22 protein-coding genes are annotated in these 22,795 nt (G+C 71.7%); 7 read left to right on the forward strand and 15 right to left on the reverse strand.

Annotated elements, in window-relative coordinates:
- Positions 1–60: 60 nt before the first annotated feature.
- The 6 genes from V6U86_RS10885 to V6U86_RS10910 all read right to left on the reverse strand — a co-directional run bounded on the left by V6U86_RS10885 (position 61) and on the right by V6U86_RS10910 (position 6,073).
- Positions 61–1,212, reverse strand: coding sequence for a dihydrodipicolinate synthase family protein (locus V6U86_RS10885; protein WP_334501506.1), 1,152 nt, complete (start codon positions 1,210–1,212; stop codon positions 61–63).
- Positions 1,209–2,360 (reverse strand): Gfo/Idh/MocA family protein, encoded by a 1,152-nt coding sequence (locus V6U86_RS10890; RefSeq protein ID WP_334501508.1) that lies wholly within the window; start codon positions 2,358–2,360, stop codon positions 1,209–1,211. The genes V6U86_RS10885 and V6U86_RS10890 overlap by 4 nt, the downstream gene beginning before the upstream one ends.
- Positions 2,361–2,398: 38 nt before the next feature.
- Positions 2,399–3,154 carry an ABC transporter ATP-binding protein gene (locus tag V6U86_RS10895; RefSeq protein WP_442934920.1) on the reverse strand — a complete coding sequence of 252 codons (756 nt, stop codon included), beginning with the start codon at positions 3,152–3,154 and terminating at the stop codon, positions 2,399–2,401.
- 43 nt (positions 3,155–3,197) lie between these two features.
- Complete coding sequence (locus V6U86_RS10900; protein WP_334501512.1) at positions 3,198–4,202, reverse strand: ABC transporter substrate-binding protein; 1,005 nt, start codon at positions 4,200–4,202, stop codon at positions 3,198–3,200.
- 23 nt (positions 4,203–4,225) lie between these two features.
- Positions 4,226–5,197 carry an ABC transporter permease gene (locus V6U86_RS10905; protein WP_334501514.1) on the reverse strand — a complete coding sequence of 324 codons (972 nt, stop codon included), beginning with the start codon at positions 5,195–5,197 and terminating at the stop codon, positions 4,226–4,228.
- A 156-nt stretch (positions 5,198–5,353) separates the two neighbouring features.
- A complete protein-coding gene (locus tag V6U86_RS10910) occupies positions 5,354–6,073 on the reverse strand; it encodes a cupin domain-containing protein (RefSeq protein WP_334501516.1) in 720 nt (239 codons plus the stop codon).
- Positions 6,074–6,166: 93 nt separating this feature from the next.
- Here V6U86_RS10910 and V6U86_RS10915 point away from each other — a divergent pair, with 93 nt between their 5' ends.
- From V6U86_RS10915 to V6U86_RS10925, 3 genes are all read left to right on the forward strand, one after another.
- Complete coding sequence (locus V6U86_RS10915) at positions 6,167–7,240, forward strand: LacI family DNA-binding transcriptional regulator (protein WP_334501519.1); 1,074 nt, start codon at positions 6,167–6,169, stop codon at positions 7,238–7,240.
- Positions 7,237–8,256, forward strand: a complete 1,020-nt coding sequence (locus V6U86_RS10920) for a phosphotransferase (RefSeq protein ID WP_334501521.1) — start codon at positions 7,237–7,239, stop codon at positions 8,254–8,256. The genes V6U86_RS10915 and V6U86_RS10920 overlap by 4 nt, the downstream gene beginning before the upstream one ends.
- A gap of 70 nt (positions 8,257–8,326) precedes the next feature.
- Positions 8,327–8,812 carry a GNAT family N-acetyltransferase gene (locus V6U86_RS10925; protein WP_334501523.1) on the forward strand — a complete coding sequence of 162 codons (486 nt, stop codon included), beginning with the start codon at positions 8,327–8,329 and terminating at the stop codon, positions 8,810–8,812.
- A gap of 235 nt (positions 8,813–9,047) precedes the next feature.
- Here V6U86_RS10925 and V6U86_RS10930 read toward each other — a convergent pair whose 3' ends face one another.
- Together V6U86_RS10930 and V6U86_RS10935 are read right to left on the reverse strand one after the other, a co-directional pair.
- Positions 9,048–10,328 (reverse strand): MFS transporter, encoded by a 1,281-nt coding sequence (locus tag V6U86_RS10930; protein WP_334501525.1) that lies wholly within the window; start codon positions 10,326–10,328, stop codon positions 9,048–9,050.
- 44 nt (positions 10,329–10,372) lie between these two features.
- Positions 10,373–11,278 carry a LysR family transcriptional regulator gene (locus V6U86_RS10935; RefSeq protein ID WP_334501527.1) on the reverse strand — a complete coding sequence of 302 codons (906 nt, stop codon included), beginning with the start codon at positions 11,276–11,278 and terminating at the stop codon, positions 10,373–10,375.
- 106 nt (positions 11,279–11,384) lie between these two features.
- Here V6U86_RS10935 and V6U86_RS10940 point away from each other — a divergent pair, with 106 nt between their 5' ends.
- A complete protein-coding gene (locus V6U86_RS10940) occupies positions 11,385–12,323 on the forward strand; it encodes an SDR family NAD(P)-dependent oxidoreductase (RefSeq protein ID WP_334501529.1) in 939 nt (312 codons plus the stop codon).
- A gap of 57 nt (positions 12,324–12,380) precedes the next feature.
- Here the strand turns inward: V6U86_RS10940 and V6U86_RS10945 are convergent, their stop codons facing one another.
- Positions 12,381–12,941 carry an NADPH-dependent FMN reductase gene (locus V6U86_RS10945; protein ID WP_334501531.1) on the reverse strand — a complete coding sequence of 187 codons (561 nt, stop codon included), beginning with the start codon at positions 12,939–12,941 and terminating at the stop codon, positions 12,381–12,383.
- Between the two features lie 137 nt (positions 12,942–13,078).
- Here V6U86_RS10945 and V6U86_RS10950 point away from each other — a divergent pair, with 137 nt between their 5' ends.
- Positions 13,079–13,552: a MarR family winged helix-turn-helix transcriptional regulator gene (locus tag V6U86_RS10950; RefSeq protein ID WP_334501533.1), complete on the forward strand. Its 474-nt coding sequence runs from the start codon at positions 13,079–13,081 to the stop codon at positions 13,550–13,552.
- A gap of 33 nt (positions 13,553–13,585) precedes the next feature.
- Here V6U86_RS10950 and V6U86_RS10955 read toward each other — a convergent pair whose 3' ends face one another.
- From V6U86_RS10955 to V6U86_RS10980, 6 genes are all read right to left on the reverse strand, one after another.
- Positions 13,586–14,086 carry an anthrone oxygenase family protein gene (locus tag V6U86_RS10955; RefSeq protein WP_334501535.1) on the reverse strand — a complete coding sequence of 167 codons (501 nt, stop codon included), beginning with the start codon at positions 14,084–14,086 and terminating at the stop codon, positions 13,586–13,588.
- Positions 14,087–14,134: 48 nt separating this feature from the next.
- Complete coding sequence (locus tag V6U86_RS10960; RefSeq protein WP_334501538.1) at positions 14,135–15,982, reverse strand: IucA/IucC family protein; 1,848 nt, start codon at positions 15,980–15,982, stop codon at positions 14,135–14,137.
- The gene (locus V6U86_RS10965) at positions 15,979–16,617 is read right to left on the reverse strand and encodes a GNAT family N-acetyltransferase (protein ID WP_334501541.1); all 639 of its coding nucleotides are present in this window, start codon (positions 16,615–16,617) and stop codon (positions 15,979–15,981) included. The genes V6U86_RS10960 and V6U86_RS10965 overlap by 4 nt, the downstream gene beginning before the upstream one ends.
- Positions 16,614–17,891: a lysine N(6)-hydroxylase/L-ornithine N(5)-oxygenase family protein gene (locus V6U86_RS10970; RefSeq protein ID WP_334501650.1), complete on the reverse strand. Its 1,278-nt coding sequence runs from the start codon at positions 17,889–17,891 to the stop codon at positions 16,614–16,616. The genes V6U86_RS10965 and V6U86_RS10970 overlap by 4 nt, the downstream gene beginning before the upstream one ends.
- 35 nt (positions 17,892–17,926) lie before the next feature.
- On the reverse strand, positions 17,927–19,456 hold the full coding sequence (locus V6U86_RS10975; protein WP_442934921.1) for a pyridoxal phosphate-dependent decarboxylase family protein: 1,530 nt from the start codon (positions 19,454–19,456) through the stop codon (positions 17,927–17,929).
- An 89-nt stretch (positions 19,457–19,545) separates the two neighbouring features.
- Entirely contained in the window at positions 19,546–20,577 is a 1,032-nt protein-coding gene (locus tag V6U86_RS10980) for an ABC transporter substrate-binding protein (protein ID WP_334501547.1), read from the reverse strand.
- Between the two features lie 72 nt (positions 20,578–20,649).
- Between V6U86_RS10980 and V6U86_RS10985 the strand changes: the two genes are divergently transcribed.
- Positions 20,650–21,762 (forward strand): FecCD family ABC transporter permease, encoded by a 1,113-nt coding sequence (locus tag V6U86_RS10985; RefSeq protein WP_442934917.1) that lies wholly within the window; start codon positions 20,650–20,652, stop codon positions 21,760–21,762.
- Positions 21,759–22,787 carry a FecCD family ABC transporter permease gene (locus tag V6U86_RS10990; protein ID WP_334501549.1) on the forward strand — a complete coding sequence of 343 codons (1,029 nt, stop codon included), beginning with the start codon at positions 21,759–21,761 and terminating at the stop codon, positions 22,785–22,787. Before V6U86_RS10985 ends, V6U86_RS10990 begins: the two co-directional genes overlap by 4 nt.
- Positions 22,788–22,795: the final 8 nt, after the last annotated feature.

Below are 22,795 nucleotides of genomic sequence, written 5' to 3' on the forward strand. Positions count from 1 at the left end.
TCACTGGGCTGGTCTCCGCTCGCGACTGCGGGGCTCGCAAAACCGGCTCACTCCTCGCGCTCACTGGTTTACCCCCGCCACTGTGAAGAAGGCCCGGGCGCGGGAGGCGGCCAGGTCGGCGTCGGGCAGCAGCCCGGCCGCGTCGGCCAGGGTGAGCAGGGTGGCCAGGTGCGCCGGAGACCGGCCGGACTGCGCACCGCCGACCATGGTGAAGTGGTCCTGGTGCCCGGCCAACCAGGCCAGGAACACGATCCCCGTCTTGTAGTGCCAGGTCGGCGCCGCGAACAGGTGCCGGGCCAGCGGCACGGTGGGCGCGAAGATCTCGTCGTACGCCGTCAGGTCCCCCCGGTCCAGGGCGGCGAGCGCGGCGGCGGCGGCCGGCGCGATCGCCGCGAACACCCCGAGCAGCGCGTCGGAGTGACCCACCTCGTCGCCCCGGATCAGTTCCGGGTAGTGGAAGTCGTCACCGGTGTAGAGGCGCACCCCGGCCGGCAGGCGGCGGCGCAACGCGATCTCCCGGTCGGCGTCCAGCAGTGACACCTTGATGCCGTCCACCCTGGACTGGTGGGCCTTGATCAGCTCGATGACGGTGTCGGCGGCCAGGTCGAGGTCGACCGCACCCCAGTAGCCGGTCAACGCCGGGTCGAACATCGGGCCCAGCCAGTGCAGCACCACCGGCTCGTCGGCGGCGCCCAGCAGCTCGTCGTACACCCGTAGGTAGTCCTCCGGGCCACGCGCGGCGGCGGCCAGGTGCCGGCTGCACATCAGCACCGGCCGGGCACCGGCCGCGCGCACGTCGTCGAGCTGCTCGGCGTACGCGGCGGTGACCGCTGCCAGGGTGGCCGGACCGACCGGCAGTTGGTCGGTGTTGACCCCGGCGACGATCCGCCCGCCCACCGCGCGGGCCTCGGTGGCGCTACGCCGGATCAGCTCCCGGGTCGCCGGATAGTCCAGCCCCATCCCCCGCTGGGCGGTGTCCATCGCCTCGGCGACCCCCAGCCCGTACGACCAGAGGTGCCGCCGGAAGGCGAGGGTGGTGTCCCAGTCCACCCTCGCCGGGGCACCCGGCACGTTCTCCGCGCCCGGGTCGGCGACCACGTGCGCGGCGGCGTACGCGATCCGACTGGTCGCCGGCGCGTCCGGCCGGGCGAAGCCGCCGCCCCCGGCGAGCCGGTGACGCCGACCACCGGGCAGCACCACCTCGGCGGTCATGAGCGCAGCTCCGGCACCTCGACCCGACCGCCCTCGCGGGCCGCGCGCAGCCCCAACTCGGCGAGCTGCACCCCACGCGCACCGGCCAGGAAGTCCCACTGGAACGGCTCGCCGGCCACGACGTGCCGCAGGTACGCCTCCCACTGCACCTTGAAGCCGTTGTCGAACTCCTCGTTGTCCGGCACCTCGGCCCACTGGGCGCGGAAGTCCTCGGTGGCCGGCAGGTCCGGGTTCCACACCGGCTTCGGGGTGACCGCCCGGTGCTGCACCCGGCAGTTGCGCAGACCGGCGATCGCGCTGCCCTCGGTGCCGTCGACCTGGAACTCCACCAGTTCGTCGCGGTACACCCGCACGGCCCACGACGAGTTGATCTGCGCGATCACGCCACCGTCCAGTTCGAAGATGGCGTACGCGGCGTCGTCGGCGGTGGCCGGGTACGCCTGACCGGCCTCGTCGACCCGCTCGGGCACGTGCGTGGCGATCACGCAGGAGACGGCTGTGACCCGGCCGAACAGCTCCTCCAGCAGGTAGTGCCAGTGCGGGAACATGTCGACCACGATGCCGCCGCCGTCCTCGACCCGGTAGTTCCACGACGGCCGCTGAGCGGGCTGCCAGTCGCCCTCGAAGACCCAGTACCCGAACTCGCCGCGCACCGAGAGGATCTTGCCGAAGAAGCCGCCGTCGATGAGGCGCTTGAGCTTGCGCAGACCGGGCAGGAAGAGCTTGTCCTGCACCACACCCGTCCGTACGCCGGCCGCGTCCGCCGCCCGGGCCAGGTCGAGGGCTGCCGCGGTGTCCTCGGCCAGCGGCTTCTCCGTGTAGATGTGCTTGCCGGCCTCGATGGCCCGCCGGATCGCCTTCTCCCGTTGCTGGGTGACCTGCGCGTCGAAGTAGATCTCGACGTCGTCGCGGGCCAGCGCCGAGGTCAGGTCCGTGGTCCAGTCGGTCAGCCCGTGCCGCTCGGCGAGCTCGCGGAGCTTCGTCTCGTTGCGCCCGACCAGGACCGGTTCCGGCCAGATGGTGGTGCCGTCGGCCAACGCCACACCACCGGATTCCCGGATGGCCAGCAACGACCGGACGAGGTGCTGCCGGTAGCCCATCCGTCCGGTCACGCCATTGACGATGATGCCGATCGACCTGCGGGTCATGGTGTTCCTTCCGTCGTGCTGGTCGTGCCGATTCGCGCTCAGTGGTTGGCGGCCGCGCTGCCGAGCAACCCACGCAGGTCGGTGGCGAGCCGGTCGAAGCGGGGGTCCGACATCACAGACGCGTAGTCGCGGTGCGCCGGCAGCTCGACCGGGAAGGTGCGGATGATCCGGCCGGGCCGGGGGCTCATCACCACGACCCGGGTGCCGAGGAAGACCGCCTCGGCGATGGAGTGGGTGACCAGCACCACTGTGGTCCCGGTCTCCCGCCAGATCCGATGCAGCTCGGCGTTCATCTGCTCCCGGGTCAGCGCGTCCAGGGCGCCGAACGGCTCGTCCATGAGCAGCACCGGCGGGGAGTGCAGCAGCGCGCGGCAGAGCGCCACCCGCTGCTGCATACCGCCGGACAGCTCGTGTGGCAACGCCTTCTCGAAGCCGGTCAGGCCGGTCATCTCGATCAGCTCGTCGGCACGGCGGGCCGCCTGCGCCCGGTCCATGCCGCGCATCTCGGCCTGGAGCAGGATGTTGGCTCGGGCGCCGCGCCACTCCAGCAGGGCGGCCTTCTGGAAGACGAAGCCGATCTCCTTCTGTGGGCCGCGCACCGGGCGCTCCAGCAGCGACACCTCGCCGCTGGTCGGCCTGACCAGCCCCGCGACGATCTTCAGGAGGGTGGACTTGCCGCAGCCGGACGGGCCGACGATCGTCACGAACTCGCCCGGCTCGATGTCCAGCGACACGTCGTCCAACGCGGTGGTCTGCGTCCGTCTGGTGGTGAACCGGACGGTCAGCCCGGACATCCCGATGGCGGTGCCGGTGGCTGACTTCGCGGCGGTCACCGGGTCACCCCTGCGCCGCGTACGAGGAGTCCCAGTACGCGCTGGGCGCTCCCGGGTCCTTCAGCTCGGCGTAGCGGGCCATCAGCTCGATGGTCTCGGTCCACTGGGCCTCGGTGTTCACCCCGGGCGCGCCGTCCGCGCCGATCAGCGGCAGGTTGAGCGTGAGCTGCTTGGTGAGCACCTCGGGCGCCGGCTCGTTCTCTGCCAGAGCCGTCATCGCGCTCACCGCGCCGGCCGGGTCCCGGGCGGCGTCGGCCCAGGACTTCTGAGTGGCCCGGACGAACTTGCGAACCAGCTCCGGGTCCTTCTGCAGGGTCTGGGTGTTGGCGATCAGGCCGGTGCCGAGCAGGTTCATCCCGTAGTCGGCGAAGAGCAGCACGTCGACCTTCTTGCCGGTCTTGCTCTCGATGGTGGGCGCCTGGTCGTGGAAGAAGCCCATGATGGCGTCGACCTTGCCCTCGGCCAGGGCGGCGATCTTGCCGGCGGCATCGACGTTGACGACCTTGACGTCGTCCTTCTTGACGCCGTTCTTCTCCAGCCAGGCCGGGAAGGTCGCGTAGAGGGCGTCGCCGGGGGTGCCGCCGACGGTCTTGCCCTTGAGGTCGGCCGGGGTCTTGATGTTCTCCTCGGTGAAGAACTCCACCGAGGAGGGGCCCTTCTCCAGGTACGCGCCGAGGCTGCGCACCGGCATGCCGCTGGCCACCGACTTGAGCAGCACCGGGCTGTCCGCCCAGCCGAAGTCGGTCTGCTTCTGGGCGACCTGCTTGACCGTGTTGCCCGAGCCGTTGCCGGGCAGGATCTTCAGGTCGATGCCCTCGGCGGAGTAGTAGCCCTTCTGCAGGCCGTAGTAGAAGGGCGCGTGCTCGCCGTAGGGCACCCAGTTGAGGGTGAGGGTGACCTGCTTGCTGCCGTCGGCGTTGGTGCTGCCGGCGGGGTCGTCCCCACCGCAGCCGGTCGCGGCGAGGAGCAGGGCGGCGGTGGCCAGGATGGTGGTGGCGGTGCGTTTCATCGGTGCCTCCGTGATGGGGTCGGTCAGGAGGTGGTGAGGGACACGCCGGCCCGACGGCTGGCGTGCCACGGAATGAGCAGTGCCTCGGCGATCTCGACCAGGACGAACAGGACGATGCCGATGGCGGACATCAGGATCAGGTCGGCGAACAGCAGCGGGGCGTCGAGATTGCCGTTGGCCAGCAACAGGACATAGCCGAGCCCCTCGCTGGCGCCGACGAACTCACCGACCACGGCACCGACCACGGCGAGGGTGACGGCCACCTTCAGTCCGGCCATCAGGTGCGGCAACGCGTTCGGGAAGCGGATCTTGCGGAAGGTGCGCCACGGCCCCGCGCCCATCGTCGCGGAGAGGTCGAGCAGCTCCGGGTCGGTGGAGCGCAGCCCGGCCACTCCGGAGATGACCACCGGGAAGAACGCGATGAGCACCGCCAGGATGATCTTCGGGGTGAGGCCGAGGCCGAACCAGACCACCAACAGCGGCGCGATGGCGATCTTCGGGATGACCTGTGCGAACAGGACGATCGGGTAGAGCGCCTTGTCCAGGGTGCGGGAGTAGGCGATGGCGACCGCGGTGACCAGGCCCAACGCGGCGGCCAGCACGAACCCGAGCACCGTCTCGTAGAGGGTGACCACTGTGTGCCGGGCCAGCTCGGACCACTGGGTGGTCATCGTCTCCCAGACCTGACCGGGTGTGGGCACCAGGTAGTTCGGGACGTACTCCCGGGCCGCCACGAACCACCAGGCGGCGAAGAAGACCGCGAGCACCAGCGCCGGGCGCCAGAGCGAGTCGGCGAAGGCCACCGCCCGCCGGCCGAGCGTCGGGCGTGGTGGACGGCCGCCACCGAATGACTGCGGCTCCAGGGTGGACGAAACCGAGCCGTCGACGGCTTCCGACGCACCGGCGCTCGCAGGCCCGGGAGCGGCTGCCCGCGCACCGCCCGCCTTGTCGGCGGCGGCCTGCCGGCCCGCCGTGTCCAGAGAGTTCTCGGTCACGCGGAACCTCCTCGGGGCCGGGCACGGCACCCCGGGGAGCGGGCCGGTCGGCGGATCAGGCAAACGCTTTCCTGGAGCGTAGGCGGCACCCTCACGCCGGGCAAGGCCTTTCCTCGATCTATTCGTCGATTGCCGTGCCCGGCCGATGCCGGGCCGTCAGCCGGTCGCCGGGTAGGTGTCGAGGAGCCCACACATGCCCAGCCGGCCGCGCTCGGTCGGCTGGTCCACCGTGTACACGCCAGCGTCGCCCAGGTACCCGGGATCCCCCTGTTCCAGGGCGTCGAGCTGCCCGGCGGTGTCGGCGGCGGCACGGCCCGCGCCGATTTCCCACCGCTGCCGCCAGCGCGTCAACAACGGCTGGCGCAGCGCCACCGCGGCGGCGTGGAAGGCAACCAGCGCCGCCGGCCCGCCCGACCGCAGCGCCTGGAAGCCGGTCACCGCCAGGTCCCGTCTGCGGTACGCGGCGTGCACATCCGCGCCCGGCGCTCCCCCGTCGGGCAACGCCGCCGCCGCGGCGTACGCGGCCGGGTCGGCCAGCACCTCGGGTGGGAAGGTCAGCACCGCGTCACCGGCCTCGGGCAGGCCGCTGTTCTGCATGAGCACCACGATGCTCAGCCCACCGCCGTTCACCAGGCGGTGCACGGTGCCCGGTTCGAACCAGACCACCGCCCCCGGCCGCAGCGGCGTCTCCCGGAACCCGGCCGTGGTCAGGGTCTGCACCGCGCCCTCGCCGTCGGTCACCACGTACCCCTCGGTGCAGCACAGGTGCACGTGCGGAGTGCCGCCGACCAGACCGTCCGGGGCCACCGTGTCGTAGACGCGCAGCCGGGACACCCCGATCCCACCGGGCAGTGGGGCGGCGAAGCGATCGGACACGGCCGGGCCTCCCTGCGGGAAAGGGCTTTCTCTGCGGTACGGTGACGCTAGCCGGCACGACGAAACGCCGTCAACAGATCGAGGGGGCGGGCCATGGCGACCCTGTCCGATGTGGCCCGCCGGGCGGGCGTCTCGCCCGCCACCGCTTCCCGCGTCATCAACGGCAGCAGCAAACCGGTAACCGACGAACTGCGCGAGCGGGTGCTCGCCGCCGTCGCCGAGTTGCAGTACGTGCCGAACGCGCACGCCCAACTGCTGGCCCGCTCACACCGCAGTGCGGTCGGGGTGATCGTGCACGACGTCTCCGACCCGTACTTCGCCGAGATCACCCGAGGTCTGCAACGGGTCGCCACCGACCAGGGCCGGCTGCTGATGATCTGCAACAGTTACCGGGACCCGGACCGCGAGTTGGAATACGTGGAGTTGCTGCGCGGCCACCAGGTGGCGGCGCTGATCCTGGCCGGCTCGGGTTACCACGACGAGGCGTTCACCCGGCAGCTCAACGAGAAGCTCGCCGCGTACGAGGCCACCGGCGGGCGGGTGGCGGTGATCGGCCGGCACGAGCACTCCGGCGACGCGGTGATGCCGGACAACCGGGCCGGTGGCTACCTCGCCGGGCGGGAGCTGTGCGGTCTGGGGCACCGGGCGATCGGCGTGATCGCCGGCCCACGCATCCTGACCACCACCACCGACCGACTGGCCGGCCTCCGGCAGGCCCTCACCGAGCAGGGCCGCGAGCTGCCCGAACGGCGCATCCGGTACGCGGAGTTCGACCGTGACGGTGGCGCCGAGGCCGCTGCCCGACTGCTCGACGCCGACCCGGAGCTGACCGCGATCGTGGCGCTCAACGACTCGATGGCCATCGGCGCGCTCGCCACCCTGCGCGCCCGTGGGCTGTCGGTGCCGCAGCAGATCTCGGTGTTGGGGTTCGACGACATGCCGATCGCCCGGGACGTGACCCCCGCGTTGACCACCGTGCGGCTACCCTTGGTCCACATGGGAGTCCGGGCCATGTCTCTGGTGCTCGGCGTCGGAGCCCCGACGCCCCGGGTCGAGGTGCTCCCCGCCGAGTTGGTCCGCCGCGACACCGCCGGCCCCGTCCCACGGGCCACCCGCGCCACCGCGGGTTCCGCGCCACGCGCACGGCGAGGTGACGCCTCGTCGTGACCGCCATCAGCCCGACCCAACAGTCCCTCGCCAGCGCCGATGTGGCACACCTGATCGGTGCGTCGTTCGGGCCGCACATCCGGGTCCGCGACGCCGGTCCGCTGGCCGGTGGTGGGTTCGCGACGGTCTGGTGGGCGGTGCTCGACGACGGCCGGCGGGTGGTGCTGAAGCTGGCCCCGTCGGCCGGCACGCCGCTGCTGCGCTACGAGCGCGGGCTCTGCGCCGCCGAGGAACGATACTTCCGGCTCGTCGCGGAGCGGGCGCCGCAGGTGCCCGTCCCCGCGGTGCTGTGGCACGGCACCGACCCGGCGTACGGCGAGTGGTTGGTCACCGAGTTGTTGCCCGGCCGGTCGCTGTCCGACCTGGCCGAGGCCGATGGCGCGGTCGACGACGGCCCGGCACGCTACGACCTGGGCGTGGCCCTCGCCGCGTTGCACCAGGTGACCGGGGACCGGTTCGGCTACGACGGCGACCGGGCCGCCGGGCCGACCTGGCGGGCGGCGTTCACCGCGATGCTCGACGAACTGCTGGCCGACGCGGCCGACTGGGGCGTCCGACTGCCGGTGACCCCGGGCCGCCTGCACGAACTGGTGGGGCGACACGCCGACGTGCTGGACGAGGTTCGCCGCCCGGCGCTGCTGCACTTCGACTGCTGGGACGGCAATGTGCTGGCCGCGCCCGACCGGGACGGCCGGTTGCGGCTCTCTGGCCTGGTGGACGGCGAACGCTTCCTCTACGGCGATCCGCTGCTGGATCTGGTCTCGCCGCGGCTCTTCCGGCGCGTCGAGGCCGAACCGGAGCACCCGCTGCTGCGCGGTTACCAGGCCGCCGCGCCCCAGCCGCTGGTGCTGGACGCGTCGGCACGCCTCCGGCTCAGTTTCTACCGGTTGCACCTGTACCTGCTGATGACTGTGGAGATGCCCAGCCGCGGGATGACCGAGCAGAGCCATCCCGGGCGGTACGCCCAACTGACGGCCCTGCTGGACGAGGAGATCGCCGCGCTCGCGTCGGACTGACGGCCGGCACGGGTGGCGTCCGACGGATAACGGTTTGTCCGCGCCGCCACCCAGGGCCTAACCTCCCCGGGTGCTGATTCGGGAGTTCGTCGACCGGGACTGGTCGCAGGTGTGGCCGATCATCGAGGAGGTGATCCGGGCACAGGACACGTTCACCTACGACCCGGCCATGACCGCCGAGCAGTCGTACGGCATGTGGGTCGAGGCGGCGCCGGGGCGGACCGTGGTGGCGGTCGACGGCGAGCGGGTGCTTGGCACCGCGAAGATGGGCACCAACCGGCCCGGGCCGGGCGCGCACGTGTCAACCGCGAGCTTCATGGTCGCCGCCGGCGCGCGGGGCCGGGGCGTGGGCACCGCGCTGTGCCGTGACGCCCTTGCCTGGGCCCGCCGGCAGGGGTATGCCGGCATGCAGTTCAACGCGGTGGCGGAGAGCAACGGTTCGGCGGTGCGGTTGTATCGGCGGGAGGGCTTCGAGGTGGTCGGCACCGTGCCGGGCGCGTTCCGGCACCCCGCCCTCGGCCGGATCGGCCTGCACGTGATGTACCAGGAGTTCTGACCGCGCCCGCTCCCCGCTCGCTCGGGAGGCCACAGTGGTGGTCGGCGCCTTTGGAGCTGATGTCGCAAACGAATCGGCCGCTGGCCCGGACCGTCCGGAGCGTCCCCACCGTCTGGATTCTCCCCACCACCCCGGGCCTCCCCACCGCCCCGGGCGTGCCCACCGCCCCGGGCGTGCCCACTGCCCCGGGCGTGCCCACCGCATGAATCGTTTACGACATCAGCTCCAAAGCGTCTCAACTAACCGTGCCGCCGGCCGGGGCCGGGCGTAGTCCGGGCTGCCCGGCAGCCGGCTCCGCGCCGGCGCGGCGGATCGGGGTGAAGAGGCCACCGACCGCGACCAGCAGGCACCCCGCGCCGGCCGCGAGCGTGACCACCGCGGCGCCGTGCCGGCCGGCGGCCCAGGTCAGCACGACAGCGCCGGCCGGACCGAGGGCGTAGTGCGTGCTCCAGAACGCCGACGTGACCCGGCCCAGCAGGTGATCGGGGGTGATCTCCTGACGCAGGGACATCGAACAGATCCCACCGACGCTGAGGCAGCACAGGTACACCGCGGTCAGCGCGGTGACCGCTGGCACGGTCGTGGCGACGCCGACACCCGCCACCGCGAGACCGCAGACCGCGTGCGCGCCGATCCAGGTGGCACCGAAGCCGCGACGGCGACGCAGCGGGGCCACCAGCAGCGCACCGGCGACCGTGCCCAGCGCCGCCAGGCCGAGCACCGTGCCGACGGTGCCCTCGGAGCCGTCGAGGTCGTGCGTGACGTGGTAGATCAGCACGTCGACGAAGCCGTAGGTAAGAAAGATGAAGACCGACAGCAGGACGGTCAGCGCCCGCAGCACGGGCTGTCGCCACAGGAACCGCGCCCCGGCCAGGAACTCGGCCAGCGGCCGCTGCCGGGTCGCCCTCTCGTCCACCTGGACGGGGCGCAGTCGGATCAACCACAGGCCGGCCGCCGAGAGCGCGAAGCTCGCCGCGTTGACGGCGATGGCGGTCGCCGGGCCGAACCGGGCCGCCACCACCCCGGCGAGCAGCGGCCCGAGGACGGCCGCCGCCGCGTACGTCGCCTGCAACCGGCCGTTGGCCTCGGTGATCCGGTCCCGGTCGACCAGGTTGCGGACCGCGGTCACCGCGGCGACCTGGAACAGCATGCCGGCCGCCTCGCAGATGGGCAGCACGACGAAGAGCAGCCAGACCTGCGGGCCGGCGAGCCACGCCAGTGGCACCAGGGCGTAGAGCACCAGGCGGGCCAGATCCGCCACGATCATCAGGGTGCGGCGGTCGTACCGGTCGACCAGCACCCCGCCGAAGATCCCCGCGACCACGGACGCCGCGCCCGCGACCGCGGTGAGCAGGCCCATCTGTGCCACCGACCCGGTCGCCTGGAGCACCAGCAGTGGCACCGCCAGGTAGGCGAACGAGTCGCCGGCCGCCGAGAGCGACTGGGCGACCCAGTACGTGCCGAAGGTGCGATCCCGCCAGAGTGGAGCCCGACCGGAGACGGCGGATCGGCTCATCGCGCCAAGGCTACTCGGGAGGCGCTGAGCCGGCCCCGGTACCGTCAACCGGTGCTGGTGAGGTCCGTCGTCGCCGCGAGCTCCGTGACCACGTCCAGGAACCGGTGCAGCGCGGGTGCGGTGTTGCCCGCCAACCACACCATCTCGGTGTACGCGTAGGCGTCGGCCAGCGGGACGAACACCACGCCGGTGCGGCGGAGACTCGCCGCCGAGCAGGCGAGCCGGGTGACGCCGAGTCCGGCAGCGACCAGGCCGAGGAGGCTCTGCACACCAGCCTCCTCCTGAACGATGTTCGGTGTGAAACCCGCTTCCCGGAACTGGTCCTCGTAGGCCCGGTGCCAGGGTTCCCAGGAGCTGCGCGGCGTCATGACCCACGGTTCGTTCGCCAGGTCGGCGAGCGTCAACTCGGCGCGACCGGCAAGCGGGTGGCCCTCGGGCAGCACCGCGCAGACCGGTTCGGTCGTCAGTCTCCTGGACTCCAGGCCGCCAACGAGCGGGGTCCGGGTGAAGGCGACGTCGAACTGCCCGCCGAGGACGCCCTGGACCAGAGGCGCGATGCTGGTGGACTCGGTGGCCAGGTGCAGGTCGGGGAGGTGGTGGCGGACGGCCCGAACCACCGGGGGCAGGAGGTGGTTGGCGACGGTGGTCAGGAAGGCGAGGCGGAGGGTGCCGACCTCGCCCCGCAGGGCCCGTCCCACGAGGGCGACGGCCTGCTCGGCGCGATCCGTCACGGCGCGCGCCTCGGGCACGAACAGGACGCCGATGTCGGTGAGGGTGGTGCCGCGGCTGTCGCGGTCGAACAGCTTCACCCCGAGGACGCGCTCCAGAGCGGTGATCTGCTGCGACAGCGACTGCTGGGCGATCATCAGGCGGGCGGCGGCCCGGGTGAAGCTCAGCTCCTCCGCGAGGACCAGGAAATACCGCAGTTGTCGCAGCTCAGGTGTGGCCACAGGAACAGACTGTAGCCACGCCAGGAAGAGCGTGTTGGCCGTCCGCGCAGACCCCCGCGCACGATCGGTACCGCGATGTGAGGACACTCAACCAAAGGAATCGATCATGGCTGAATCGCGCACCACCACACCGTTCGACGCCCGGTCCACCGCCGCCGACGTCGTGGCCGGTGTCGACCTGAGCGGGCAGCGTGCCATCGTCACCGGCGCCTCCTCGGGCATCGGCGTGGAGACCACCCGGGCGCTCGCCACGGCGGGTGCCGAGGTGACCCTCGCGGTACGGGACGTGCGGGCCGGCGAGCGGATCGCCCGGGAGATCGGCAACGGGACCGCGAACGGGCTGCTCCGGGTCATGCCGTTGGACCTGTCCGACCGGCGGTCGGTCGCCGCTTTCGTGGCCTCCTGGGATGGGCCGCTGCACATCCTGGTCAACAACGCCGGGGTGTCCGCGACCCCCGAGATGCGGACCGCGGAGGGTTGGGAGTTGCAGTTCGCCACCAACCACCTCGGCCACTTCGCACTCGCCACCGGGCTGCACCCGGCTCTCGCCGGGGCCGGGCGGGCCCGGGTGGTGTCGCTGAGTTCCATCGCCCACGCTCAGGCCCCGATGGTCTTCGAGGACGTCAACTTCCGGGAACGCCCCTATGACCGTCTGCTCGCCTACGGCGAGTCGAAGACCGCCACCGCGCTGTTCGCGGTCGAGGCGAACCGGCGCTGGGCCGGCGACGGCATCACCGTCAACGCGGCCAACCCGGGTGCGATCCACACCAACCTGGCACGGCACCTCACCGAGGAGGACTACGCGAATCTCCCGGCGTTCGACTTCAAGACTCCGCAGCAGGGGGCGGCGACCTCCGTACTGCTCGCCGCCTCGCCGCAGCTGGACGGCATCGGCGGCCGGTATTTCGAGGACTGCGCACAGGCGGTGCGCTACAGCCCGGAGACGCCGTTGCGCGGGGTCGCCGACCACGCGATCGACCCCGTGGCGGCGGCCCGACTCTGGCAGCTCTCGCTGGACCTGCTCGCCGGCGCAGAGCGGGCCTGAAGGTACCGGAAACGGCCGCAGGATCCCCTGCGGCCGTTTCCGGTAGGCGCGAAGCGCTCAGGCCTTGCGCAGCGGAGCGAGCGCGGCGCTCCAGGCGACCACCTGGTCGAGGGTGGTGGTCAACGCGTCCTGCTGGAACGGGCCGGGCTTGAAGGTGCTGAAGTTCTCGAAATCGGTGAAGAGCGACAGCGCGACCTGCGAGCGCACGTCGGCCATCTGCAGCTCGCCGGAGATCAGCCGCAGGTGCTCCACGGCGCGCGCGCCGCCCACCGAGCCGTAGCTGACGAAACCGACGGCCTTGTTGTTCCACTCGGCGTACAGGAAGTCGATGGCGTTCTTCAGGGCACCCGAGGTCGAGTGGTTGTACTCGGGGGTCACGATGATGAACCCGTCGTACGACGCGATCGTCTCGGCCCACCGCTTGGTGTGCGGCTGGGTGTACTGGCCCATCGCGGGCGGGTACGCCTCGTCGAGGTGCGGCAGCTGGTAGTCGAGCAGGTCGATCAGCTCGTACTCCGCGTCGGAGCGCTGCTTGGCGATCTCGAGCACCCAGCGGGCGACGGCCTCGCCGTTACGCCCCGGGCGGGTGCTGCCGAGGATGATCCCGATCCTGGTCATGTGTGGCGCCTTTCAGAGGTCCTTGCCTGACGACGGGAACGCTAACCGGTGATTGATTGGTCAAGCAAATATCTGGTGTATGGGCGTGGTCACACGGAGTGTAAGCATTTGCTCAGTCAAACAAGTATGATATGAGGATGCCCAACCCCTCCGAATCGACTCCGCAACCTCTCGGCCCTGATGAGGAATCCCTGGTCCGCGCCTTGGGCCAGGTCATGCACGTGCTGCCCCGCGCGATCGACGCCGACATGGTCGGTGACCGTCAACTACCACTCACCGAGTACACCGCGCTGATGAACCTCTCCGAGACACCGGACCGGCGGATGCGCATGAACGAGCTCGCGGCGCTCTGCCACCTCTCCCTCAGCGGCATGACCCGCACGATCATCCGGCTGGAGACGCAGGGCCTGGTTCGGCGGGAACGGTGCGAGGAGGACGCGCGCGGCTGGAACGCCGTCCTCACCGACGAGGGCTTCGCCCGGCTGGAGGAGTCCTGGCCGAGCCACCTGGCCGCCGTGCGCCGCCGGTTCCTCCAGCACTTCGAGGGCTTCGACCTCGCCCAACTGGCCCGCGCCTTCGAGCGGGCCGGCACGGCAGAGTCGACCGACTGAGCCGACGCCGGCCCGGTCGGTCGCCCGCCCGGCTCAGCCGGGCAACCGACCCTCGGCCACCAGTGCCCACGCCAGCAGCCCGAAGGCGCCGGTCGACGCGACGGCACGGACCACGTTGCCGCGTACCCAGGTGGCCTCGAAGCGCGCCCGCAGGGCCGCGAGGTCGGTGCCATCGTCGACGTCGCCGGGGCGGGCCAGCACGTTGTTGAGCGGCACGTTGACCACGGCGGTGACGCCGAGCACCACCAGGTACAGCAGCAGCGCGGCGACGACCCACGGCAACACCGCCCGACGCTCGGCCCCCAGGTGCAGCGCAGCCGCCAGCAGCGTGAAGATCAGCGCGCCGCCGAAGCACACCGCGAACCACCCGTTGAGGATCGACTCGTTGATCCGCCGCATGGCGAGCACCAACGTCCGGTCGTCGGTGCGGGCCAGGCCGGGCATGACCGCGTACGCGAAGGCGGCGAACAGCCCGGCGGTCAGGCCGGTGGTCAGGGTGGCGGCGAACAGGCTGGCGGTACTCAGAACTCCCATCCGCCTATTGCACCCGTTGACGTACAGGATGATCAAACGCGATAGCGGTCACCGGGCCGGGGCGTGGGCGGCGAGCGGATTGGTGAGGGTGCCGACGAACTGGAGGGCGGCCGACGGGTCGGCGAGGTCGATCATCTGCTGGTTGTTGCGCAGTTGCAGCCGGTTGAGGCAGGACAGCGTGAACTCCGGGGCGAACAGGTCGTAGTGGCGGACCCGCTCGGCCAGGTGCGGCACCCGGTCGAAGTAGTCGGCCGCGCAGGCCGCGACCGTACGCCAGAAGTCGTCCTCGGCGAGCACACCGGCCTCGACCAGGACCGCGTTGAGGTGGCGCAGGAAACAGTCCACCACGTCGGTGAAGATGGCCAGCAGCTTGGTGTCGTCGGGCACCTCGACGCGGATCCGCTCCACCGCCGCCGGCAGCTCGACCTTGTCGCTCATCACCGCGATCTCCTCGGCGATGTCCTTGAAGATCACCCGCTGGACGGTGTCCTGCTCGTCGAGGACCAGGATGACGTTCTCGCCGTGTGGCATGAAGGCCAGGTCGTGGGCGTAGAAGCTGTGCAGCAGCGGGGTCAGATAGGCGTCCAGGTAGTGCCGCAGCCACACCTCGGGCGCCAGGCCGGACCGGGCGATCAGCGCGGCCGCCAGTGAGCCGCCCTCGTCGTCGACGTGCAGCAGCGCGGCCATGGTGGACAGCCGCTCCCCCGGCGCCAGGTCGGGCACCGGGCTCTCCCGCCACAGGGCGGCCAACATCTTGCGGTACGGGGAGGTGCGGTCGGTCGCCGCCTCGTACTGCCGGTGCCGGTAACCCACCGCGGCCCGTTCCCTGATGACGGTCAGGCCGGTGCTGGTCAGCACCTCGTCGGCGGCGATCAGGTCGGCCAGCCAGTCGTTGATCGCCGGGGTGGCCGCCATGTACGCGGCCGAGAGCCCTCGCATGAAGCCCATGTTCAGCACCGACAGCGCGGTCTTGACGTAGTGCCGACCCGGCTCGCTGACGTTGAAGAAGGTGCGGATGGACTGCTGGGCAAGGTACACGTCCGGGCCGGGGCCGAGGTGCACCAGCCGACGCTCGGCCAACTCCCCGGCGAAGGTGACGGCCAGCTTGTTCCACCACTGCCACGGGTGCGCCGGGATCAGGTGGTAGTCGGCGAGGTCCAGCCCGAGGTCGGCCATCGTGGCCGCGAACCGGGCCCGGGTCCCGGCGTCCAGCTCGCCCTCGATGAGCGTGTCGTAGTCGAGGTCGGCGACGCTGCTGAAGGTCGAGTGGTCGCGGTGCGCGGCCAGCCACTCCAGCCGCACCGGAGCGGCGGCCTCCGGGGCGTACCGGTGGTACTCGTCGACGCCGAAGCCGAGCCTCCCGTTGTTCGCCACGAAGCAGGGGTGGCCCTCGGTCATCGAGGTCTCGATGGTCTGGAAGTCCGCCTCGGCCAGCTCGGCGGCGCTCGGCGCGGCCTGGGCCAGCTTGTACGCCGTACCGGCCAGCGTCGAGGTGATCTCCTCCAGGTAGACCGGGAGGACCCGTGCGGAGAGCCCGAGGGTGTCGCGCAGTTCGACGATGAGGTCCACCGCGTCCGGTGCCAGTGACGTGCCGTCGCGGTGTCGGGTGATGCTGTCCGCGTCGATCTGCCAGTGCGCCAGGGCGAGCACCCGCGCCGCGAACCGGTAGGTGACCGTGCCGTCGTCGCTGTGGACCTCGTACCACTGCCGGTCGTCGGGGCCGGCCACGGCGTGCGGGGTGAGCAGCCGCTCGTGGGTGAACTCGGCGAGCGCCTTGCGGACCAGCAGCCGGTTGGCCCGGGCCCACCGCTGCGGGGTGAGGTGCCCGACCGGGTCGCCGGAGGCGGAATAGGCGGTGGCGACGGGCGGGTGGGTGGGGACGGCGGTGGTGGTCACGCCGGGGCTCCTTCGGTTCGGGTGGCGGCAGCACGGCCGGTGGCAGCACGGTCGGTGGCAGCACCGTCGGCGGCAGCACCGTCGGCGGCGGCCTGGAACTGGGCTCGGGTGCAGACGCTGAGCAGCGCGTCCTTCTCGGGCTTGGCGATCGGGCCGACGACCGTGAAGCCGACGGCGGCGTTCAGCGCGTGCACGGCGGTGTTGCGCACGTCCGGCTCGACCACCACCCGCCGGGTCGTCGGGTCGGCGAAGAGCCACGCCATGACGGTGCCGAGCACCGCCCGGGTGAAGCCGTGCACGGGAACGTCGACCGGCGCGCAGAGGAAGTGCATTCCCACGTCGCCGGGCTGATGGTCGTACAACCCGACCAGCTCGACGTGGGCCGGGTCGTAGCGCTCGGCGAGGAAGGCCGGGCTCCCCCGCCACAACCCGAGGTACGCGTCGTGGTGCGGGTGCTCGGCGATCCGCCGGTACTCCTCGCTCACCTGGGCCACATCGGCGTCCTGCATCAGCCAGAACGCCGCCTTCGGGTGGGTCACCCAACCGTGCAGCAGCGCCGCGTCGGCGTCCGGATCGAGCGGGCGCAGCGCGAACTCGCCCAGACGGTCGTCGACGCGGGTGAAGACGGTGGTCACGACGACACCCCGAACTCCTGGAAGGTGATGCTCTTCTCGATCGGGTAATGCTCCCGGCCGAGCAGCTCGGAGATGATCCAGGAGTTGCGGTAGGCGCCCATGCCCAGGTCCGGCGAGGTGATGCTGTGCGTGTGGGTGCCGGCGTTCTGCAGGAAGATGCCCCGTCCGCTGTGGTCGATGCTGTAGTTGCGGGCCACGTCGAAGCGGCCGTGCGCGTCCCAGCGGATCCGGTCCCGCACCGGCGTGAGGAACTCCGGCACCCGGTAGTGGTAGCCGGTGGCCAGGACGAGGCCCTCGGTACGCAGTGTGAGGTCGCGCTCCTGCTCCACCTGACGCAACCTGAGCGTGTACTCCCCGTCCCGGTGGTCGGCGCCGACCAGCTCCGTGTTGGTGAGCAGACGGGTGTTCACCGGCCCGTCGACGCTGTGGGCGTAGAGCAGGTCGAAGATGTCGTTGATCAGGTCGGCGTTGATCCCCTTGAACAGGCCCTTCTGCGCGGACTCCAGCCGGTAGCGGGTCGCCTCGGGTAGCGCGTGGAAGTAGTCCACGTAGTCCGGTGAGGTCATTTCCAGGGTCAGCTTGGTGTATTCGAGCGGGAAGAACCGCGGCGACCGGGTCACCCAGTTGAGCTGGTAGCCGTACCGGTCGATGTCGCCGAGCAGATCGTGGTAGATCTCGGCGGCGCTCTGCCCGCTGCCCACCACGGTGATGCTGCGCTTGGTGCGCAGCGCGGCGCGGTGCTCCAGGTAGTGGGAGTTGTGCACGGCGTCACCGGGCAGTTCCGCGACGGCCGGGGGCAGGTGTGGTGGGGTGCCGGTGCCGAGCACCAGGTGCCGGGCCCGGTATTCGACCGACTCCCCCGTGCCGGTGGCGGCCCGCACCACGTACCGCTCGTCGGTGCTGTCGTACTCCACGGTGGTGACGGTCTGACCGAAGCGCAGGTTCGGCAGTTTCGCCGCCGCCCACCGGCAGTACGCGTCGTATTCGGTGCGCAACGGGTAGAAGCTCTCCCGGATGTAGAACGGGTATAGCCGGCCGATCTCCTTGAGGTAGTTGAGGAAGGAGTACGGCGACGTGGGGTCGGCGAGGCTGACCAGGTCGGCGATGAACGGGGTCTGCAACCGGGCCGACTCCAGCAGCATGCCGGGGTGCCAGGCGAGGCTCGGTCGGGCCTCCAGGAACACCCCGTCGAGCTCGTCGATCGGCGCGGTGAGGCAGGCCAGGCCCAGGTTGTACGGGCCCAACCCGATGGCGATGAAGTCGTGGGTGGACATCGAGGTCTCCAGGCGCGGGTGCGTGGTCACCGGCGTCAGCCGACGGGGCAGGTCAGGTCGGCGGCGACGTGGTCGTGCACGTACCGCCCGGCGTGGGTGGCGATCAGGTCGAGCACATACCCGACGTCGTCGACGGTGGTGGCCGGGTTGAGCAGGGTGAACTTCAGGAAGTGCCGGCCGTCCACCCGGGTCCCGGCGACCACGGCGAGACCGGACGCGGCGAGCGCCTCCCGGGCGTGCAGGTTGGCGGCGTCGGCCAGCTCCCGGCCGGGGCCGGTGGGCAGGTAACGGAACACCACAGTGCTCAGCTCGGAGCGGGTCACCACCTCGAAGCGCGGGTCCTCGCTGACCAGGTGCCAGGCGTCGGCGGCCCGGTCGACGACCTCGTCGAAGAGCGCGCCGAGCGCGTCCGGGCCCATCACCCGCAGGGTGAGCCAGAGCTTCAGCGCGTCGAAGCGGCGGGTGGTCTGCAGACTCTTGTCGACCTGGTTGGGGATGCGCTGCTGCACCATCCGGGCCGGGTTGAGGTAGTCGGCGTGGTAGGTGACGTGCCGCAGCACCAGCCGGTCGCGGACCAGCAGGGCGCTGGAGCTGACCGGCTGGAAGAACGACTTGTGGAAGTCGACGGTCACCGAGTCGGCCCGCTCGATGCCGTCGAGCAGGTGCCGGCGGGTCGGCGAGACGAGCAGACCGCAGCCGTAGGCGGCGTCCACGTGCAGCCAGACGCCGGTCTCCGCGCAGATCCCGGCCAGTTCGGTGAGCGGGTCGATCGAGCCGAAGTCGGTGGTGCCGGCGGTGCCGACGACGGCCATCACCACCAGCCCCGCCTGGCGGCACCGGGCGATCTCCGCGCGGACGGCGGTCGGCCGGATCCGCCGCCGGGCGTCGGTGGGTACGGCGATCACCGCGTCCGGGGCGAGGCCGAGCAGCTTGGCCGACTTCTGGACGCTGAAATGACCGGCGGCGGAGGTGAGCACGCGCAGCCGGGGCACCAGCTCGGCGCGTGCCGCCGGATCGATGGCGGCGGCACACGCCTCCTCCCGGGCCAGCAGCAGCGCCTGGAGGTTGGACTGGCTGCCGCCGCTGGTGAAGACGCCGTCGGCGCGAGGGCCGAGACCGATCCGTTCGGCGGTCCAGTCGATCAGCCGGCGCTCGATGAGGGTGGCCCCGGCGCTCTGGTCCCAGGTGTCCAGTGAGGAGTTCACGGCGGTGAGCACCGCCTCACCGAGCAGCGCCGGGATGGCCACCGGGCAGTTGAGGTGGGCGAGGTAGCGGGGGTGGTGGAACCAGACGGCGTCGCGCAGGTAGACGTCCTCCAGCTCGTCCAGTGCGGCGGCGGTGTCGCCCAGCGGCCGGTCCAGGTCGACCCGGTCGACCAGGGGGGCCAGCTCGGCCGGCGTGATTCCGGTGCCGGGACGGTCCACGCTGGCCACCCGACGGGCGACCCGGTCGACGCCGTCGGCGATGCTCCGGCGGTACTGCTCGACCGAGCCGCCATGCAGCAACTGGGTCCGCGCGGCTGACGCCGGCGGCGCCGTGGTGGTCTCGACGGGGTACGTCGGCACGGTCACGGAATGTCCTTCCACGTTCTCGACGACGGGCAGCCGCACACCGACCCCCAGGCGCGGCGGTGCGCCTCGGGGAGCGGTGTCCGTCAGCTGACCTTCTTCGCGTTCCGGATGGCGGTGGCGAGGTTCTCCAGCAGTGGAGCGGAGCCGGCGTACGAGAAGCGGGGCACCGCGTCCCACGGGCTCACCTGGTTGGCCTTGACCGCCGGCAGTTGCTGCCAGGTGGGCTTGGCGGTGAGGTCCTTGGCCTGCAGCGCGGTGCCGCGGTTGTCCAGCAGGATCAGGTCGGCCGGGAACTTGCCGGCGCTCTCCCAGCTCAGCGCCTCGAAGTAGTCGCCGGCTTCGAGCTTGGTGGGGACCACGATGTCGACGCCCAGCTCGGCGAAGTACATCAGGTCGGTGCTGACCTTCGGGTTGGAGACGTAGAAGAGGTCGGGGCTGCCGGAGCAGGCCATCACCTTGATCCCGGGGTTGGCCTTGACCGCCTGCCGGACCGCCTCGGCGGCGGCCTCGAAGCGGGCCTTCGCGTCGGTGACCTTCTTCGCGGACAGGTCCGCGCCGAGCGATTCGGCAAGCGCCGCGTACCGCTCGATGGGTTTGGTCATCGGCACCCGGGCGGTGGTGACCGCCACACTGGGGGCCAGCGGGAGGATCTTGGCCTTGCTCTCGTCCGGCACATACCAGAGCGCGTCCGGGTCGTACATGTGGGTGACCAGCAGTTCGGGGCGCAGGGCGGCGTACTTCTCCAGGCTGAACTCGCCCCACACGTTGCCGAGGATCTCGACGCCCTCGATGTTCAGGTCGCCGGCCTGCGGGTCGGCGGTGCCATCGGCGCGCTTGGTCTCACCGAACACGCCTACGAGCTGCTTGTCGAGACCGAAATCGATCAGGGCCGCCGCCACGCCGGTGAAGGCCACCACCCGGGTCGGACGGGCCGCCGCCTCGACCTTGGTGCCGCGGTCATCGGTGAACGACCAGGGGCCGCCTCCGTTGCTGGCAGCGGGCTTCGGGGCGTCACCGTTGCCGCAGGCAGCGAGCAGGGTGGCCAGCGTGGCGGCGCCACCGGCGGCCAGCAGGCCACGGCGGGAGAGACGGCGGGCGGACAGGGCATCGGGCATGGTGGTGTCTTTCGATCAGAGGTTGGTCGGGGTCGACCAGGCAGCGGGGTTAGGTTAGCCTAACCTCGGTCATTGTCAACAGCGGTTCGCCGTTTCGCCACCACCCCGGAGCCCACACTGGACGCCACACCCACCGTCACCCGACCGGCACCGTCCGTGCCGATCGGGGCAACGGCCGCACCCCCGAGCCGGCGCGGCCGCCGGGCGACCCGCGCCGCCGGCCTGGTCGCCGCCGTGGCACTGCTCGCGGTGATCGTGGTGCTCAGCATCGCGGTCGGCGCGAAGGCCATGCCGCTCACCGACGTCTGGTCCGGGCTGCTGCACCGCGACGCCACCGAGTACGCCGTGGTGCACCGGATGCGCCTGCCCCGCACCCTGCTCGGGCTGCTCGCCGGCGCCGCCCTCGGAGTGGCCGGCGCGGTCATGCAGGCCCTCACCCGCAACCCGCTCGCCGACCCCGGGCTGCTCGGCATCAACGCCGGCGCCTCCGCGGCCGTCGCCACCGCCGCCGCGTTCCTGGGCGTCACCGCCGTCGGCGGGTACGTCTGGTTCGCGCTGCTCGGCGCGGCGGCGGTGACCGCGCTCGTCTACGCGGTCGGCGGCGGACGGGGCGCCACCCCGGCCCGACTCGCGCTGGCCGGGGCTGCGCTCAACGCCACCCTCTACTCCTACGTGAGCGCGGTGATGCTGCTGGACACCGCCTCGCTGGAGCGGCTGCGCTTCTGGACGGTCGGCTCACTGGCCAGCGCGGACCCCGCGACCGTCACCCGGGTGCTGCCGTTCATCCTCATCGGGCTGCTGGTCGCGCTCGGCGCCGCCCGTCCACTGAACGCGCTCGCGCTCGGCGACGACGCGGCGCGAGCCCTCGGCGCTCGACCCGCGTTGATCCGCGCCGCCGTGATCGTCGCGGTCACCCTGCTCTGCGGTGCGGCGACCGCCGCGTGCGGCCCGATCGTCTTCGTCGGGCTGCTGGTCCCGCACCTGGTCCGCGCCCTGACCGGCCCGGACCTGCGCTGGCTGCTGCCGTACTGCGCGGTGCTCGCGCCCGCGTTGCTGCTCGGCGCCGACGTGCTCGGCCGGGTGCTGGGTCGGCCCGGGGAACTCCAGGTCGGCATGGTGACCGCCGTGCTGGGCGGCCCGCTCTTCCTGTGGCTGGTCACCCGCCGAAGGGTGGCCCAACCGTGACGGTCGTCCGAACCTCTTTCGGGGTGTCGCTGCGGTTCCGCCCCCGCGCGCTCGGCGTCGGCGCCGGCGCGGCGTTGCTCGCGGCCGGGTTCGGCCTGGTGGCCCTGGGCAGTGGTGACTACCCGATGGGGCCGGCGGACGTGCTGCGCACGCTGACCGGCGGCGGCACCGTGGCGGAACAGTTCATCGTGTACGAGCTGCGTTTGCCCCGGCTGGTCACCGCCCTCCTGGTCGGTGCGGCGCTGGCTCTCGCCGGCACGGTGTTCCAGTCGCTGGTCCGCAACCCGCTGGGCAGCCCGGACATCCTGGGCTTCACCCAGGGCGCGTCGACCGGCGCGCTGGTGGTGGTCGTCCTCGGCGGCAGCAGCCTGGCCCTCGCGGGCGCGGCGGTCGCCGGTGGGCTCGGCACCGGCCTGCTGATCTACGCGCTCGCCTGGCGGCGCGGAGTGCACGGCTACCGGCTCATCCTGGTCGGCATCGGGGTGGCCGCGATCCTGACCGGCGTCAACGGCTACCTGCTGACCCGGGCACCCCTGATGGACGCCGCCCGCGCGGTGCTCTGGCTCACCGGCAGTCTGGACGGGCGGGGCTGGGCCAACGCCGGGCCGCTGCTCGCCGTCCTGGTCGTGTTGGCGCCGGTGGTGCTCGTCGGCTGCGCCCCCGCGCTGCGCATGATGGAGTTGGGCGACGACGCGGCCAGCGCCCTGGGCGTCCCGGTCCGCCGGCTGCGCCTGGTGCTGCTCGCCGCCGCCGTGCTGCTGGTCTCGTTCGCGGCAGCCGCCGCCGGGCCGGTGTCCTTCGTGGCGCTCGTCGCCCCACACGTGACGAAGCGCCTGACCCGGGCACCGGGCCCGAACCTGCTGCCGTCGATGGCCGTCGGCGTAGCGCTGCTGGCCGGGGCCGACCTACTGGCCCAACGCGCGTTCGCCGGGCACCAACTCCCGGTCGGCGTGGTGACCGGCGTGATCGGCGGCGGTTACCTGGTCTGGCTGCTGGCGATGGAACGCCGGGCGGGCCGGCTGTGAAGAATCGT

This window comes from Micromonospora sp. CPCC 205558 (genome assembly GCF_036902955.1).
Classification (GTDB): Bacteria; Actinomycetota; Actinomycetes; order Mycobacteriales; family Micromonosporaceae; genus Micromonospora.

Excerpts from the sequence above, each read along its gene's own strand:
- V6U86_RS10915 (WP_334501519.1), top strand. The coding sequence starts at position 6,167 with ATGGCGACCCTGTCCGATGTGGCCCGCCGGGCGGGCGTCTCGCCCGCC.
- V6U86_RS10900 (WP_334501512.1), bottom strand. The coding sequence starts at position 4,202 with ATGAAACGCACCGCCACCACCATCCTGGCCACCGCCGCCCTGCTCCTC.
- V6U86_RS10950 (WP_334501533.1), top strand. The coding sequence starts at position 13,079 with ATGCCCAACCCCTCCGAATCGACTCCGCAACCTCTCGGCCCTGATGAG.
- V6U86_RS10970 (WP_334501650.1), bottom strand. The coding sequence starts at position 17,891 with ATGTCCACCCACGACTTCATCGCCATCGGGTTGGGCCCGTACAACCTG.
- V6U86_RS10980 (WP_334501547.1), bottom strand. The coding sequence starts at position 20,577 with ATGCCCGATGCCCTGTCCGCCCGCCGTCTCTCCCGCCGTGGCCTGCTG.
- V6U86_RS10940 (WP_334501529.1), top strand. The coding sequence starts at position 11,385 with ATGGCTGAATCGCGCACCACCACACCGTTCGACGCCCGGTCCACCGCC.
- V6U86_RS10895 (WP_442934920.1), bottom strand. The coding sequence starts at position 3,154 with ATGTCCGGGCTGACCGTCCGGTTCACCACCAGACGGACGCAGACCACC.
- V6U86_RS10885 (WP_334501506.1), bottom strand. The coding sequence starts at position 1,212 with ATGACCGCCGAGGTGGTGCTGCCCGGTGGTCGGCGTCACCGGCTCGCC.
- V6U86_RS10890 (WP_334501508.1), bottom strand. The coding sequence starts at position 2,360 with ATGACCCGCAGGTCGATCGGCATCATCGTCAATGGCGTGACCGGACGG.
- V6U86_RS10955 (WP_334501535.1), bottom strand. The coding sequence starts at position 14,086 with ATGGGAGTTCTGAGTACCGCCAGCCTGTTCGCCGCCACCCTGACCACC.
- V6U86_RS10930 (WP_334501525.1), bottom strand. The coding sequence starts at position 10,328 with ATGAGCCGATCCGCCGTCTCCGGTCGGGCTCCACTCTGGCGGGATCGC.
- V6U86_RS10945 (WP_334501531.1), bottom strand. The coding sequence starts at position 12,941 with ATGACCAGGATCGGGATCATCCTCGGCAGCACCCGCCCGGGGCGTAAC.